This is a genomic window from Pseudomonas cimarronensis (assembly GCF_049331905.1).
Classification (GTDB): domain Bacteria; phylum Pseudomonadota; class Gammaproteobacteria; order Pseudomonadales; family Pseudomonadaceae; genus Aquipseudomonas.
The window spans coordinates 763,841-777,277 of the sequence record NZ_CP186283.1 but is presented as its reverse complement, the minus strand read 5'-3'; the positions used below and the strand labels follow the sequence as shown (position 1 = coordinate 777,277).

Below are 13,437 nucleotides of genomic sequence, written 5' to 3'. Positions count from 1 at the left end.
CGCCATTTTTTACGCGGGAACGAACTGCCCCGTCGCTGCCGGAGCCGCCGAGCTGGCCACGCCAGCCTCGAACTCCGAACGGAAATACTTGATCGCACTGCCCAACGGCTCAACCGCACCCGGTGCGTGAGCACAGAAGGTCTTGCCGGGGCCAAGGAAATTGACCAAACCGAGCAGCGTGTCGATGTCCTGCTGCGTGCCTTGCTTGCGCTCCAGGGCGCGGAGAATCTTCACGCTCCAGGGCAGGCCGTCGCGGCACGGGGTACACCAGCCGCACGACTCGCGGGCGAAGAACTCTTCCATATTGCGCAGCAGCGAGACCATGCTGATGCTGTCGTCCACCGCCAGCGCCAGGCCGGTGCCCATGCGCGTACCGACCTTGCCGATACCGCCGGCGTACATCAGCGCATCCAGGTGTTCGGGGAGTAGAAAGCCGGTGCCGGCACCGCCAGGTTGCCAGCATTTGAGCCTGTAGCCATCGCGCATGCCGCCGGCGTAGTCCTCGAACAGCTCACGGGCGCTGATGCCGAAGGGCAGCTCCCACAAACCAGGGTTCTTCACCTTGCCGGAGAACCCCATCAGCTTGGTGCCGTGGTCTTCACTGTCCGGGCGGGCCAGGCTCTTGTACCAGTCCACGCCGTTGCCAATGATGGCCGGCACGTTGCACAGGGTCTCGACGTTGTTTACGCAGGTCGGCTTGCCCCATACGCCGACGGCGGCCGGGAATGGCGGCTTGGCGCGCGGGTTGGCGCGGCGACCTTCGAGGGAGTTGATCAGCGCAGTTTCTTCACCGCAGATATAGCGGCCGGCGCCGGTGTGCACGAACAGCTCGAAATCGAAACCGCTGCCGAGGATGTTCTTGCCGAGCAGGCCGGCGGCCTTGGCTTCCTCAATGGCGCGATTCAGATTCGCTGCCGCATCGACGTACTCGCCACGCAGAAAGATGTAGCCGCGATAGGCTTTCAGCGCGCGCGCCGAGATCAGCATGCCTTCCACCAACAGGTGCGGCAGCTGCTCCATCAGCATGCGGTCTTTCCAGGTGTTGGGCTCCATTTCATCCGCGTTGCACAGCAGGTAGCGGATATTCATGGATTCGTCGGAAGGCATCAGGCCCCACTTCACCCCGGTGGGGAAGCCCGCACCACCACGGCCCTTGAGGCCGGAGTCTTTCACCGTCTGCACGATATCGGCCTGGGCCATTTCGCTCAGCGCCTTACGCGCGGCGGCGTAGCCGTTCTTCGCCTGGTATTCCTCCAGCCATACGGGCTGGGCGTCGTCACGCAGGCGCCAGGTCAGCGGATGAGTCTCTTCACTGCGGGTGATGCGGTTGGCCGGGCCGATGGAGGTCAGCGTTTTCATACCATTCATTGGTAGACCTCCAGCAGTTGAGCCACGCCACTTGGTTGCACGTCGCCAAAGGTGTCGTCGTCGATCATCAGCGCCGGGGCCTTGTCGCAGTTGCCCAGGCAGCACACCGGCAGCAGGGTAAAGCGGTTGTCGGTGGTGGTCTGACCGAGGCCGATACCGAGCTGTTTCTGCATCTCGGCGACGACCGACTCATGGCCACCGACATAGCAGGTCATGCTGTCGCATACGCGGATGATGTGACGGCCCACCGGTTGACGGAAAATCTGACTATAGAAGGTGGCTACGCCTTCGACATCGCTGGCGGGAATACCGAGGATTTCGCCAATCGCATCGGCGGCACCATCCGGCACCCAGCCGCGCTCTTTCTGCACGATTTTCAAGGCTTCGATGGACGCCGCGCGCGGGTCTTCGTAGTGGTGCATTTCGTGTTCGATGGCCGCGCGCTCGGTTTCGCTCAGAGCAAAACGGTCGGTTTGAATCAGGGTTGTCTGGCTCATATCAGCGGTCCACGTCAGCCATAACGAAGTCGATACTGCCCAGGTACGCGATCAAGTCGGCCACCATGCTGCCGCGAATCACCGAAGGGATCTGCTGCAGGTGCGCGAAGCTCGGCGTACGAATGCGCGTGCGGTAGCTCATGGTGCTGCCGTCGCTGGTCAGGTAGTAGCTGTTGATGCCCTTGGTCGCCTCGATCATCTGCAAGCTTTCGTTGGCCGGCATCACCGGGCCCCAGGAAACCTGCAGGAAGTGGGTGATCAGGGTTTCGATGTGCTGCAGCGTGCGCTCTTTCGGCGGCGGCGTGGTCAGCGGGTGATCGGCCTTGTACGGGCCTTCCGGCATATTGCGCAGGCACTGGTCGATGATCTTGATGCTCTGGCGCATCTCTTCCACACGCACCATGCAGCGGTCGTAGGCATCGCCATTGGCGGCCAGCGGCACTTCGAACTCGAAGTTCTCGTAACCGGAATACGGCCGCGCCTTGCGCAGGTCGAAGTCGCAGCCCGTCGCACGCAGGCCAGCACCCGTGGTGCCCCACTCCAGCGCTTCCTTGGTGTTGTATTGCGCCACACCAATGGTCCGCGCCTTGAGGATGCTGTTCTTCAGTGCGGCTTTTTCGTACTCGTCGAGGCGCTTGGGCAGCCAGTCGACGAACTCCTTGACCAGTTTGTCCCAGCCACGCGGCAGGTCATGGGCCACACCGCCGATGCGGTACCAGGCCGGGTGCAGGCGGAAACCGGTGATGGCTTCGATCACCTTGTAGGCGCGCTGGCGGTCGGTGAAGGTGAAGAACACCGGGGTCATCGCACCGACGTCCTGAATATAGGTGCCGAGGAACAACAGGTGACTGGTGATGCGGAAGAACTCGGCGAGCATGATGCGAATCACGTCGACCCGTTGCGGCACGGTGATGCCCGCGAGCTTTTCCACCGCCAGCACGTACGGCAGGTTGTTCATCACCCCGCCGAGGTAGTCGATACGGTCGGTGTAGGGGATAAAGCTATGCCAGCTCTGGCGCTCGGCCATCTTCTCGGCACCACGGTGGTGGTAACCGATTTCCGGTACGCAATCGACGATCTCTTCGCCGTCAAGTTGCAGGATGATGCGGAAGGCACCGTGGGCCGAGGGGTGGTTGGGGCCGAGGTTGAGGAACATGTAGTCCTCATGCTCGCTGCCGCGCTTCATGCCCCAGTCTTCCGGTTTGAAACGCGCCGCTTCTTCTTCGTGCTGCTGTTTGGCCAGGGTCAGGCTGAACGGATCAAACTCTGTGGCGCGCGCCGGGTAGTCCTTGCGCAACGGGTGACCTTCCCAGGTCGGCGGCATCATGATCCGCGTCAGGTGCGGGTGACCGCTGAAGTGAATGCCGTATAGATCCCAAACTTCGCGCTCATACCAGTTGGCGTTGGGCCAGATGCTGGTGACGCTGGGCAGATTGAGGTCGCGCTCGGACAGAGCGACCTTGATCATCACGTCGCTGTTCCGCTCCAGTGACATCAGGTGATAGAACACGGTGAAATCCGCATCCGGCAGACCACGCCGCTGGGTGCGCAGGCGCTCGTCGACGCCATGCAGGTCATACAGCATCACGTAGGGGCGCGGCAGGTTGCGCAGAAAGGTCAGGATCTCGACCAGCCGCTCGCGGGCCACCCACAGCACCGGCATGCCGGTACGGGTGCTCTGTGCGGTAAAGGCCTCGGCGCCAAAACGGGAATTCAGTTCGACGACCACATCGTGGTCGTCAGCCTTGTACGGCGGTATGGACAGAATGCTGTCTGCAGTCATGGTCTCGGTCGCTATCGGTCAACGGCGTCAGTAGGCGGGCTCAGTCGAGCCCAGGCTCACACTTCGTCGGGGCTACGCAGATTGGTTACGGCGATGCGCTCGGCGCGACGCTGTTCTTTCTGCGAAGGCATGTCGGCACGGTAAACACCCTGATCACCGACCACCCAGGACAACGGCCGACGCTCCTGACCGATGGATTCCTGCAGCAGCATCAAACCTTGCAGAAACGCCTCGGGACGCGGCGGACAACCGGGAATATAGACGTCGACCGGGAGGAATTTATCGACCCCCTGGACCACCGAGTAGATGTCGTACATGCCACCAGAGTTGGCGCAGGAGCCCATCGAGATCACCCACTTGGGTTCCAGCATCTGCTCGTACAGGCGCTGGATGACCGGAGCCATCTTGATAAAGCAGGTGCCGGCGATGACCATGAAGTCCGCCTGGCGTGGGGAGGCCCGGATCACTTCCGCACCAAACCGCGCCACGTCATGCGGCGCAGTAAAGGCGGTGGTCATTTCCACATAGCAGCAGGACAGGCCGAAGTTGTACGGCCACAGGGAGTTCTTGCGCCCCCAGTTCACTGCACCATTGAGTACATCGGCAAGTTTGCCCATGTAGATGTTCTTGTGGACTTGATCGTCTAACAGCGGGTCGGAAACAGTCTCCCGCTCGCCGACCGGATAGCGCTCATTCGGCGCATCCGGATCGATCCGAGTAAGTTTGTAGTGCATTGCCAAAGCCTCATTGTTTTAGCTTCGCCTGCCGCTCGCGACGGCCCTGAGGTGCCCAATCGAGCGCCCCGATCCGCCAAAGGTAGACAAGACCTGCCAACAGAATTGCTATAAAGACTGTAGCTTCGATCAGCCCAGCCCAGCCGCTTTCGCGCACTGAAACTGCCCAAGCGAAGAGAAAGAGGGCTTCGACGTCGAAGATCACGAAGAGCATCGCGACCAGATAGAATTTGGCTGACAGGCGCAGACGCGCGCTGCCGACGGGCAACATGCCGGACTCAAAGGGTTCGTTCTTGCTGCGGCCCCAGGCTTTGCTGCCCAGCAGACTGGACAGACCGAGCATAAAGCCGATAAGCCCGAAGACTCCCAGCAGGAACACAGCAAAAGCCCAGTTATGGGACATGGTCGTTACAGCATCAGGCATGCCGGTACTCCTTGATCAAGGAACGGCTTCTATAATTTTTGTTGCGGGCAAACACCGAACTGGCCCCGCCAAGTATGGACGCAATTCTATTCGCACAAGGTTTTAGTAACCAATTATTTTATGTTCACAAAGCGACATTAACGCGTAGCCAATCGCCAAAACCGTTTACAGGCCCGTGCCAGCGTGCCCGGACGGCATCAATAGTTGGTTCCATTGAATACAGCCGCTATGCTTGCCTGCATCTCAATGGATAAAGACTATGACCCTCACCGAACTGCGCTACATAGTCACCCTCGCTCAGGAACAGCACTTCGGCCGTGCCGCCGAGCGTTGTCATGTCAGCCAACCGACGCTGTCGGTGGGGGTGAAGAAACTCGAAGATGAGCTGGGTGTGCTGATCTTCGAACGCAGCAAGAGCGCAGTGCGCCTGACCCCGGTTGGTGAAGGCATCGTTACCCAGGCGCAGAAGGTGCTGGAACAGGCCCAGGGTATCCGTGAGCTGGCCCAGGCCGGCAAGAACCAGATGGCCGCGCCGCTGAAAATCGGCGCGATTTACACCGTCGGCCCTTACCTGTTCCCGCATCTGATTCCGCAACTGCACCGCGTGGCACCGCAGATGCCGCTGTATATCGAAGAGAACTTCACCCATGTGCTGCGCGACAAACTGCGCAACGGCGAGCTGGATGCGATCATCATCGCCCTGCCCTTCCATGAAGCCGACGTGCTGACCAAACCGCTCTACGATGAGCCGTTCTACGCCTTACTGCCAGCCGGCCACCCCTGGGCGGAGCTGCAGACCATCGACACCAAGCTGCTCAACGACAAGAGCCTGCTGCTGCTCGGTGAAGGCCACTGCTTCCGCGACCAGGTGCTGGAAGCCTGCCCGACCTTGCGCAAGGGCGGTGAAGACAGCGCCAAGCACACCACGGTGGAATCCAGCTCGCTGGAAACCATTCGCCATATGGTCGCCTCCGGCCTGGGCGTGTCGATCCTGCCGTTCTCTGCAGTCGACAGCCACCACTACGCCCCCGGCGTGATCGAAGTACGCCCGCTGAGCCCGCCGGCGCCGTTTCGCACCGTAGCCATCGCCTGGCGCGCCAGCTTCCCGCGGCCAAATGCGATTGAGGTGCTGACCGACTCAATCCGCCTGTGTTCGGTGGCCAAACCACTGCCCAAGAGCAGCTAAAACAGGCCATGAGCGAACTGGCCGCGGTTTCTGTCACCGCGCTGAAAGGCGTGGGTGCGGCCCTGGCCGAAAAGCTCGCCAAGGTTGGCCTGGAAACCCTGCAGGATGTGCTGTTCCACTTGCCGCTGCGTTATCAGGATCGCACTCGCATCGTGCCGATCGGCGCGCTGCGCCCTGGCCAGGATGCCGTGGTTGAAGGAATTGTCGCCGGCGCCGATGTGGTGATGGGTCGTCGACGCAGCCTGCTGGTGCGCCTGCAGGATGGCAGCGGCACCCTCTCCTTGCGTTTCTACCATTTCAGCCAGGCACAGAAGGAAGGCCTCAAGCGCGGCACGCAGATCCGCTGCTACGGTGAAGTACGCCCCGGCTCCTCGGGCCTGGAAATCTATCACCCGGAATACCGCGCGCTGTCCGGCAACGAGTCGATTGCCGTCGAGCAGACCCTGACACCGATCTACCCGACCACCGAAGGCCTGACCCAGCAACGCCTGCGTCAGCTCAGCGAACAAGCCCTGGCCCGTCTCGGCCCACACAGCCTGCCTGACTGGCTGCCGCGCGAACTGGCCGACGACTACCAGCTCAGCCCGCTGGACCAGGCGATTCGCTACCTGCATCGGCCGCCGCCGGATGCCGACCTGGAAGAACTCGCCGAAGGCCGTCACTGGGCGCAGCACCGCCTGGCATTCGAAGAACTGCTGACCCACCAGCTGTCCTTGCAACGTCTGCGTGAAAGCGTCCGCGCGCAGCAGGCGCCGGCCCTGCCCATTGCACGCAGCCTGCCGCAGCAATACCTGGCCAACCTTGGCTTTACTCCGACCGGTGCACAGCAGCGCGTCGGTGCGGAAATCGCCTACGACCTCAGCCAGAACGAGCCGATGCTGCGCCTGGTACAAGGCGATGTGGGCGCCGGCAAGACCGTGGTGGCTGCCTTTGCCGCACTGCAGGCGCTGGAAGCCGGTTATCAGGTGGCGCTGATGGCGCCTACCGAAATTCTCGCCGAGCAGCATTTCCTCAATTTCAGCAAATGGCTCGCGCCGCTGGGCCTGGACGTCGCCTGGCTGGCTGGCAAGCTCAAAGGCAAAGCCCGCGCCAGCGCCCTGGAACAGATCGCCAGCGGCGTGCCCATGGTAGTTGGCACCCATGCGCTGTTTCAGGAGGAGGTACAGTTCCAGAAACTCGCCCTGGTGATCATTGATGAACAGCACCGCTTCGGCGTACAGCAACGCCTGGCCCTGCGCCAGAAAGGCGTGGGCGGGCGCATGTGTCCGCATCAGCTGATCATGACCGCCACGCCGATCCCCAGAACCCTGGCCATGAGTGCCTACGCCGACCTCGACACCTCGATTCTCGACGAGCTGCCGCCCGGCCGTACCCCGGTGAACACCCTGGTGATCGCCGACAGCCGCCGTCTGGAAGTGGTCGAACGGGTGCGCCTGGCCTGCAACGAAGGGCGTCAGGCCTATTGGGTGTGCACCCTGATCGAGGAATCCGAAGAGCTGACCTGCCAGGCAGCGGAAACCACTTTCGAAGACTTATCCGCAGCGCTGGGCGGGCTGAATGTCGGACTGATTCATGGCCGCATGAAGCCGGCGGAAAAAGCCGCAGTGATGGACCAGTTCAAACAGGGCCAACTGCAACTGCTGGTGGCCACCACGGTGATCGAGGTCGGCGTCGACGTGCCCAATGCCAGCCTGATGATCATCGAGAACCCCGAACGCCTGGGCCTGGCCCAGCTGCACCAGCTGCGTGGCCGGGTTGGCCGTGGCAGCGCAGCCAGCCATTGCCTGCTGCTCTACCATGCGCCGCTGTCACAACTCGGCCGCCAGCGTTTGGCGATCATGCGCGAGACCTGCGACGGCTTCGTGATCGCCGAGAAAGACCTGGAACTGCGCGGGCCGGGCGAGATGCTCGGCACCCGCCAGACCGGCCTGCTGCAATTCAAGGTGGCCGATCTGATGCGCGACGCCGACCTGTTGCCCGCCGTGCGCGACGCCGCGCACGCGCTGCTGGAACACTGGCCACAGCACGTCAGCCCGCTGCTTGAACGCTGGTTGCGGCATGGCCAACAATACGGGCAAGTGTGAGCCAACGCACAGTGCACCCGTCGCCTGCGCCGCATTTTACTCAGCCCGCTGTTTATACTCGTGAAATTGCTGCCTCAGCCGGATAACGCCATGACTGAACTTGCCCTTGCTTCCGACACCGCCGCGCAACCGCCTGCGGTGATTCTGCAATTGCTGGAAAAACTGGGTCTGGCCTACCAAATCCGCCGTGACCAGCCCAGCCTGCCGAGCGCGCAACGCCTGCAAGCGGTGCTGCTCGACGACGCGGTAGGCGCATTGCTGGTGCTCTATCCGCAAAATCAGTTGCTCGACCTCAACCGCCTGACCGAGCTGACGGGTCGTCAGCTCACCGCCGTCAAGCCGGAGCGCCTGGAGCGCATGCTGGGCAAGCACAACCTGAAAGTGCTGCCTGGCCTGCCGCCGCTGACCAGCTCGCCCTGCCTGTATGACGAACGCCTGCTGCAAGTGCCCAGCCTGTATATCGAATCGGGCCAACCTGGGGTACTGCTGGAACTGCACACCGAAGCGTTCAGGAGCCTGCTGGGCAAGGCCAGCGCTGCGCGCTTTGGCGAACCGCTGAGCAATATCCGCCTGAACCTCGACCGCCCGGACGACGACCGCGCCGAAATCACCCAGGCAGTGCAGGCCTTTACCGCCCGCCGCATACAGCAGCGCCTGGAAGAAACCATCGAAATCCCGCCACTGCCGGAAACCGCGCAGAAGATCATCAAGCTGCGCGTCGACCCGGAAGCCACAGTGGACGACATCACCGGCGTGGTGGAAACCGACCCGGCGCTGGCCGCGCAGGTGGTCAGCTGGGCAGCCTCGCCGTACTACGCCGCCCCCGGAAAGATCCGTTCGGTGGAAGACGCCATCGTCCGCGTACTCGGCTTTGATCTGGTGATCAATCTGGCCCTCGGCCTGGCCCTGGGCAAAACCCTGAGCCTGCCCAAGGATCAGCCGCAACAGGCCACGCCCTACTGGCAGCAGGCGATCTATACCGCTGCCGTGATCGAAGGCCTGACACGCGCCATCCCCCGCGCGCAACGCCCGGAAACCGGGCTGACCTACCTTGCCGGGCTGCTGCACAACTTCGGCTATCTGGTCCTGGCACACGTCTTCCCACCGCACTTCTCGCTGATCTGCCGGCATCTGGAGGTCAACCCGCACCTCTCGCACAGCTATATCGAACAGCACCTGCTGGGCATCACTCGCGAACAGATCGGTGCCTGGCTGATGCGCTACTGGGATATGCCGGAGGAACTGGCCAGCGCCCTGCGCTTCCAGCACGACCCGGAATACGCCGGTGCGCACGCGGTCTACCCAAACCTCGTGTGCCTGTCGGTCAGCCTGCTGCGCAACCGTGGCATTGGTGCCGGGCCGCAGAGCGACATTCCACAAAGCCTGTTCGACAACCTCGGCATCAGCCGGGACAAGGCCGAAGAAGCCGTAAACAAGGTGCTGGCCGCTGAAGTCGCGCTGCGCGAACTGGCAGCGCAATTCCACCCGGCGCACTGAGTCTGCTGCAACGAAAAAGGGGCCTACGGGCCCCTTTTTCATTGCAGACCAAGCCTTACTTCTTCGGCTTCAACTGCGCACGCCGTGCGGCGAACAACTCGGGCAGAATCTCCACGCTGCTGTCGAGTAACTGGGCAACCGCAGGCTGTTCATAGAGCGCCGCATATTCCGCCAGCTTTTCGCTGGGCATCTGCCGGTAGGCGTACAACATAAAGGATTCCACTGCCTCGGCGCTGGACGTGCGCAGCGCATCTTCCTGAGCCTTGGTCTGACTGCTGAGGTCTTTCTCGCCGATGCTTTCCCCACGCTCCTGCAGGGCGAGGTATGCCTGGGTCTTGCCCACTTCATAACGCAGCAGGGTAGCCAGGGTGGTGGTGTGGGCGGCGGCATCCAGACGCCGCACCAGAGCCAGGCGCTCCTCGCGCGGCGGGCGTTCGCCGAGCTGCTTGCGGTAAGCCGCCAAACCTTCGCCTCCGCCCTCGCCGACGGAGCGCTCGGCAGCGGTAAAGCCCTGTGCCAGCGGGCTTTCCAGCAGGCTCTTGGCCTGCTCCAGCTGCGCCTGGTCGAGCTTGCTGCTCAAACGTTTAGCCAGATCCAGGCACAGACCATCGGCGGCAAACACCTTGGCCAGCTGTGCCTGCTGCTTATCCGTCAGACCACGCTGCACCAGCGGCGCGCTCTGCTCGCAGAGCAAACGAATACCGGCCAGTTCGAACAACGGCGCAAAGGCTTCGGCTTTGGGGGGCGCGGCATGGGCAAGAGCGGGGGCAAACAGCAGGGCAATCAGCAGCAGACGCATGGGCACTCTCTCACTATGGCTTTGTCCAGCCTAGCGAATGCGGTGCGCGCCGGCCAGCCCTGGCGCACACGGCGGGTGAATCAAGCGGCCTTTTTAGCGGCGTCTTTCTTCTTCGGCATCAGGTATTTGGTCAGGCCCTGGAACCAGATCACCAGAGCGGGGTTGCCCTGGATCTGAATATCTTTGTTCTGAATACCCTGCATAAACGCCAGCTGCTTGTTCTTCGCGCTCATGGTGGCGAAACCGTAGGCCGCATCCTTGAAGCCCAGGGCAAAGGCCGGCTCGCTGGCCGGGCCGCGCTTGCTGGTGATGCGCTGGTTCTTGACGATGAAGTGACGGGCAACCTTGCCGTCCAAGGTGTGCAGCTGAAAGACCATATCGCGGTCGATCAGTTGTTGTTGGAACGCCGGGTTTTCACGGCTGGCCTTGGCCATCAGGCGGCCCAGCATCCACAGAAGAAAACGGAATTTCATGCGCGAGGCCTCGTAAGGGAAAGGAAAAGGCGGCGCATTGTAGCGGTTTGTGGCGGGGACTACATCCGGCTGAAAGAAGGGCCGGACAGGTGCTGACAGAGCAGCCCGGAGCCTTACGCTCCGGGCCTTGAGACTCAGTTGACCGCGTCTTTCAGGGACTTGCCCGGCTTGAAGGCGACGGTGTTGCTGGCCTTGATCTTCACCGGCTGGCCAGTCTGCGGGTTTTTGCCGGTGCGAGCACCGCGGTGACGTTGCACGAAAGTACCGAAGCCCACCAGCGTCACGCTGTCCTTACGGTTCAGGGCGTTGGTAATTTCTTCGAGTACCGCGTTAAGTACACGGTTGGCCTGATCTTTGGTCAGATCCGCCTTATCGGCGATGGCGGCGGCGAGTTCCGGTTTACGCATAAATGCCTCTTTACGGTTTTTTGTTGTTGTGTCCGGGCTGCTCTGCGCGAGCAGATACCAAGGCGCCACAACAGCTCTAGGCTGCGGCAGACTGAGGGAGGATGGCATGCCATCGGGCCCTGCGCCAGTCTTGTCCGACAGTTAAACCGGGCAATTTTGTGGCATATCCGACAGAACGACCGCCATTCAGGCCAAAAGCGCAGGCAGCAGCTTATTCAGGGCCAATTTATCCTGCACGGCCGTACCGGTGAGGGCATAGCCGAGCAACGCGCCACTGCTGTCATGACACAGCGCCTTGATGTCGGCACCGCTGCCTTCAACGCTCCATTCGCCTTGCAGGCCACGCGGTGGCGGCGAGACCACCAGCGGGCAGACCGGGGTTTTTACCGTGACCGGCATCGGCCCGTAGCTCACCGCCGTCGGGGTGCCAGCCAAGGTCTGGGCCAGCGCACGGGCGCTGCTCATCAGCGGCATGACATAGAGCAGGTTGATGCCATCGACCTCGGCGCAGTCGCCCAGGGCGTAGATATTGGCGTGAGAGGTGCGCAGCTGGCGGTCGACCACCACCCCGCGATTGACCGCCAATCCAGCGGCAGCCGCCAGCTCGATGCGCGGGCGCAGGCCCACAGCAGACAGCACCAGGTCGCACTCGATCAGCGTGCCGTCGGACAGGTGCGCTTCCAGCGCATCACCTTTGCGGTTCAGGCTGGCCAGCACCGGGCCGAGATGGAAACGCGCGCCCAACCCTTCCAGACCGGCTTGAACCGCGGCGGCGGCAGCCGGATGCAGCAGGCCGGGCATTACCTGCTCGCAGGGTGCCACCAGCTCGACCTGATAACCGCCCAGGCTCAGGTCGTTGGCAAACTCGCAACCGATCAGCCCGGCGCCGAGCAGCAAAACACGCTGCTTGCCGGCGGCCGCCGCACGAAAGCGTGCGTAATCTTCCAGGTCGTTGATCGAGAAAATTGCATCATCGGCATCACCTTCGACCGGCACACGAATCACCTCGGCGCCCCAGGCCAGCACCAGGTCGCGGTACGGCACAGCCTCTTCGCCGATCCACAGCTGCTTGTGGCCCGCATCGATGCCGCTGATGCGGGTATGGGTGCGCACTTCTGCCTTGAGCTGCTCGGCCATGGCGCCCGGCTCGGCCATACTCAGGCCATCGGCGTCCTTGTTCTTGGCAAAGCCGGTGGACAGCATGGGCTTGGAATACGAGCGACCGTCGTCGGCAGTGATCAGCAGCAGCGGGGTTTCGCTGTCCAGCTTGCGAAATTCACGGGCCAGGTTGTAGCCGGCCAGGCCGGTGCCGACGATAACGACAGGTGCACTCATTACTGCATTCCTCACTCATGGCGCGCAGGCGCGACCGGGGACAATTCTTCGGGGATAGATGGCTCAGGCGATCTCGATCATCTCGAAATCCAGCTTGCCGACGCCACAATCAGGGCACAGCCAGTCGGCGGGAATATCTTCCCAGGCCGTACCAGGAGCGATGCCTTCCTCGGGCAGGCCGAGGGCTTCGTCATAGATAAAACCGCACACCACACACTGCCACTTGCGCATAACCACCTCGCTGCTGATTCAGCTCGTTCGAGGTATTGAGTATGGGCACTCGCCAAACAAAACGGCGACCCTTGGGTCGCCGCCTAGAGCAGCATCTACTTAGAACCAGTTTCAGATCTCGCGAGCTAGAGCGATGCAAGGCGCTACGTAGTAACAGCCTCCGGCTGGTCAAACAGGCGAGAAAGCGGAGTCTACGGCTGTAAATGAGCAGTACTCGTTTCACTCGCCCTTCGGGCCGCGCTAAAGCGCGTTAGCCGCAAGCGGCTTGCCGAGCCTGTTTTTAACGCAGCAGCGCCGACGCGCAGCAGATCGGAGACGGCTCTTAGCCGATTTCGATCATTTCAAAATCCAGCTTGCCTACGCCACAGTCCGGGCACAGCCAGTCTTCCGGAACATCCTGCCACGCCGTACCGGCGGCGATGCCTTCATCAGGCCAGCCTTGGCTCTCGTCGTAAATCAGTCCACAGACCACACATTGCCACTTCTTCATAACTACCTCAGGCGGATCACACGGCTATTGCGCCGGGGAAACTACCGTATATGTGCAGGTGCGCCAAGCCGCCGGGCGATGAATAGCCCGTCATCGGGGCCAACCAAAGTCGGGTTGTGCCCGGCGTAG

General features: G+C 62.1%; 14 protein-coding genes. 3 read left to right on the top strand and 11 right to left on the bottom strand.

From position 1 onward, the window contains the following. Positions 1-9 precede the first annotated feature (9 nt). Genes nuoF through ACOCLD_RS03695 form a run of 5 tightly spaced genes read right to left on the bottom strand, consistent with a single transcriptional unit; the run spans position 10 to position 4,806 of the window. A complete protein-coding gene (gene nuoF / locus ACOCLD_RS03715; protein WP_422911754.1) occupies positions 10-1,359 on the bottom strand; it encodes an NADH-quinone oxidoreductase subunit NuoF in 1,350 nt (449 codons plus the stop codon). Between the two features lie 5 nt (positions 1,360-1,364). After that, positions 1,365-1,865: an NADH-quinone oxidoreductase subunit NuoE gene (gene nuoE / locus ACOCLD_RS03710; RefSeq protein WP_257776595.1), complete on the bottom strand. Its 501-nt coding sequence runs from the start codon at positions 1,863-1,865 to the stop codon at positions 1,365-1,367. Position 1,866: 1 nt separating this feature from the next. Beyond that, positions 1,867-3,648, bottom strand: coding sequence for an NADH-quinone oxidoreductase subunit C/D (nuoC, locus tag ACOCLD_RS03705; RefSeq protein WP_257776594.1), 1,782 nt, complete (start codon positions 3,646-3,648; stop codon positions 1,867-1,869). A gap of 56 nt (positions 3,649-3,704) precedes the next feature. Further along, positions 3,705-4,382, bottom strand: coding sequence for a NuoB/complex I 20 kDa subunit family protein (locus ACOCLD_RS03700; RefSeq protein WP_090379697.1), 678 nt, complete (start codon positions 4,380-4,382; stop codon positions 3,705-3,707). A gap of 10 nt (positions 4,383-4,392) precedes the next feature. Then, entirely contained in the window at positions 4,393-4,806 is a 414-nt protein-coding gene (locus ACOCLD_RS03695; protein WP_090250607.1) for an NADH-quinone oxidoreductase subunit A, read from the bottom strand. A gap of 259 nt (positions 4,807-5,065) precedes the next feature. Between ACOCLD_RS03695 and ACOCLD_RS03690 the strand changes: the two genes are divergently transcribed. From ACOCLD_RS03690 to ACOCLD_RS03680, 3 genes are all read left to right on the top strand, one after another. Continuing rightward, on the top strand, positions 5,066-5,992 hold the full coding sequence (locus ACOCLD_RS03690) for a hydrogen peroxide-inducible genes activator (protein WP_257776593.1): 927 nt from the start codon (positions 5,066-5,068) through the stop codon (positions 5,990-5,992). Positions 5,993-6,000: 8 nt separating this feature from the next. Then, entirely contained in the window at positions 6,001-8,076 is a 2,076-nt protein-coding gene (gene recG / locus ACOCLD_RS03685; RefSeq protein ID WP_422910898.1) for an ATP-dependent DNA helicase RecG, read from the top strand. 90 nt (positions 8,077-8,166) lie between these two features. After that, positions 8,167-9,573 (top strand): aminoacyl-tRNA deacylase and HDOD domain-containing protein, encoded by a 1,407-nt coding sequence (locus ACOCLD_RS03680; protein ID WP_422910897.1) that lies wholly within the window; start codon positions 8,167-8,169, stop codon positions 9,571-9,573. A gap of 55 nt (positions 9,574-9,628) precedes the next feature. Here the strand turns inward: ACOCLD_RS03680 and ACOCLD_RS03675 are convergent, their stop codons facing one another. From ACOCLD_RS03675 to ACOCLD_RS03650, 6 genes are all read right to left on the bottom strand, one after another. Next, positions 9,629-10,372: a hypothetical protein gene (locus tag ACOCLD_RS03675; protein ID WP_422910896.1), complete on the bottom strand. Its 744-nt coding sequence runs from the start codon at positions 10,370-10,372 to the stop codon at positions 9,629-9,631. A gap of 80 nt (positions 10,373-10,452) precedes the next feature. Further along, a complete protein-coding gene (locus ACOCLD_RS03670) occupies positions 10,453-10,845 on the bottom strand; it encodes a helicase (protein ID WP_422910895.1) in 393 nt (130 codons plus the stop codon). Positions 10,846-10,979: 134 nt separating this feature from the next. Continuing rightward, the gene (locus ACOCLD_RS03665) at positions 10,980-11,252 is read right to left on the bottom strand and encodes an HU family DNA-binding protein (protein ID WP_233683209.1); all 273 of its coding nucleotides are present in this window, start codon (positions 11,250-11,252) and stop codon (positions 10,980-10,982) included. A gap of 186 nt (positions 11,253-11,438) precedes the next feature. Continuing rightward, positions 11,439-12,587, bottom strand: coding sequence for an NAD(P)/FAD-dependent oxidoreductase (locus ACOCLD_RS03660; protein ID WP_422910894.1), 1,149 nt, complete (start codon positions 12,585-12,587; stop codon positions 11,439-11,441). A gap of 63 nt (positions 12,588-12,650) precedes the next feature. After that, positions 12,651-12,818, bottom strand: a complete 168-nt coding sequence (locus ACOCLD_RS03655) for a rubredoxin (RefSeq protein WP_090379673.1) — start codon at positions 12,816-12,818, stop codon at positions 12,651-12,653. Between the two features lie 322 nt (positions 12,819-13,140). After that, positions 13,141-13,308, bottom strand: a complete 168-nt coding sequence (locus ACOCLD_RS03650) for a rubredoxin (RefSeq protein ID WP_108489156.1) — start codon at positions 13,306-13,308, stop codon at positions 13,141-13,143. Positions 13,309-13,437 lie beyond the last annotated feature (129 nt).

Coding starts and splice junctions, on each gene's coding strand:
- nuoF (WP_422911754.1), bottom strand. CDS start 1,359: ATGAAAACGCTGACCTCCATCGGCCCGGCCAACCGCATCACCCGCAGT.
- nuoE (WP_257776595.1), bottom strand. CDS start 1,865: ATGAGCCAGACAACCCTGATTCAAACCGACCGTTTTGCTCTGAGCGAA.
- nuoC (WP_257776594.1), bottom strand. CDS start 3,648: ATGACTGCAGACAGCATTCTGTCCATACCGCCGTACAAGGCTGACGAC.
- ACOCLD_RS03700 (WP_090379697.1), bottom strand. CDS start 4,382: ATGCACTACAAACTTACTCGGATCGATCCGGATGCGCCGAATGAGCGC.
- ACOCLD_RS03695 (WP_090250607.1), bottom strand. CDS start 4,806: ATGCCTGATGCTGTAACGACCATGTCCCATAACTGGGCTTTTGCTGTG.
- ACOCLD_RS03690 (WP_257776593.1), top strand. CDS start 5,066: ATGACCCTCACCGAACTGCGCTACATAGTCACCCTCGCTCAGGAACAG.
- recG (WP_422910898.1), top strand. CDS start 6,001: ATGAGCGAACTGGCCGCGGTTTCTGTCACCGCGCTGAAAGGCGTGGGT.
- ACOCLD_RS03680 (WP_422910897.1), top strand. CDS start 8,167: ATGACTGAACTTGCCCTTGCTTCCGACACCGCCGCGCAACCGCCTGCG.
- ACOCLD_RS03675 (WP_422910896.1), bottom strand. CDS start 10,372: ATGCGTCTGCTGCTGATTGCCCTGCTGTTTGCCCCCGCTCTTGCCCAT.
- ACOCLD_RS03670 (WP_422910895.1), bottom strand. CDS start 10,845: ATGAAATTCCGTTTTCTTCTGTGGATGCTGGGCCGCCTGATGGCCAAG.
- ACOCLD_RS03665 (WP_233683209.1), bottom strand. CDS start 11,252: ATGCGTAAACCGGAACTCGCCGCCGCCATCGCCGATAAGGCGGATCTG.
- ACOCLD_RS03660 (WP_422910894.1), bottom strand. CDS start 12,587: ATGAGTGCACCTGTCGTTATCGTCGGCACCGGCCTGGCCGGCTACAAC.
- ACOCLD_RS03655 (WP_090379673.1), bottom strand. CDS start 12,818: ATGCGCAAGTGGCAGTGTGTGGTGTGCGGTTTTATCTATGACGAAGCC.
- ACOCLD_RS03650 (WP_108489156.1), bottom strand. CDS start 13,308: ATGAAGAAGTGGCAATGTGTGGTCTGTGGACTGATTTACGACGAGAGC.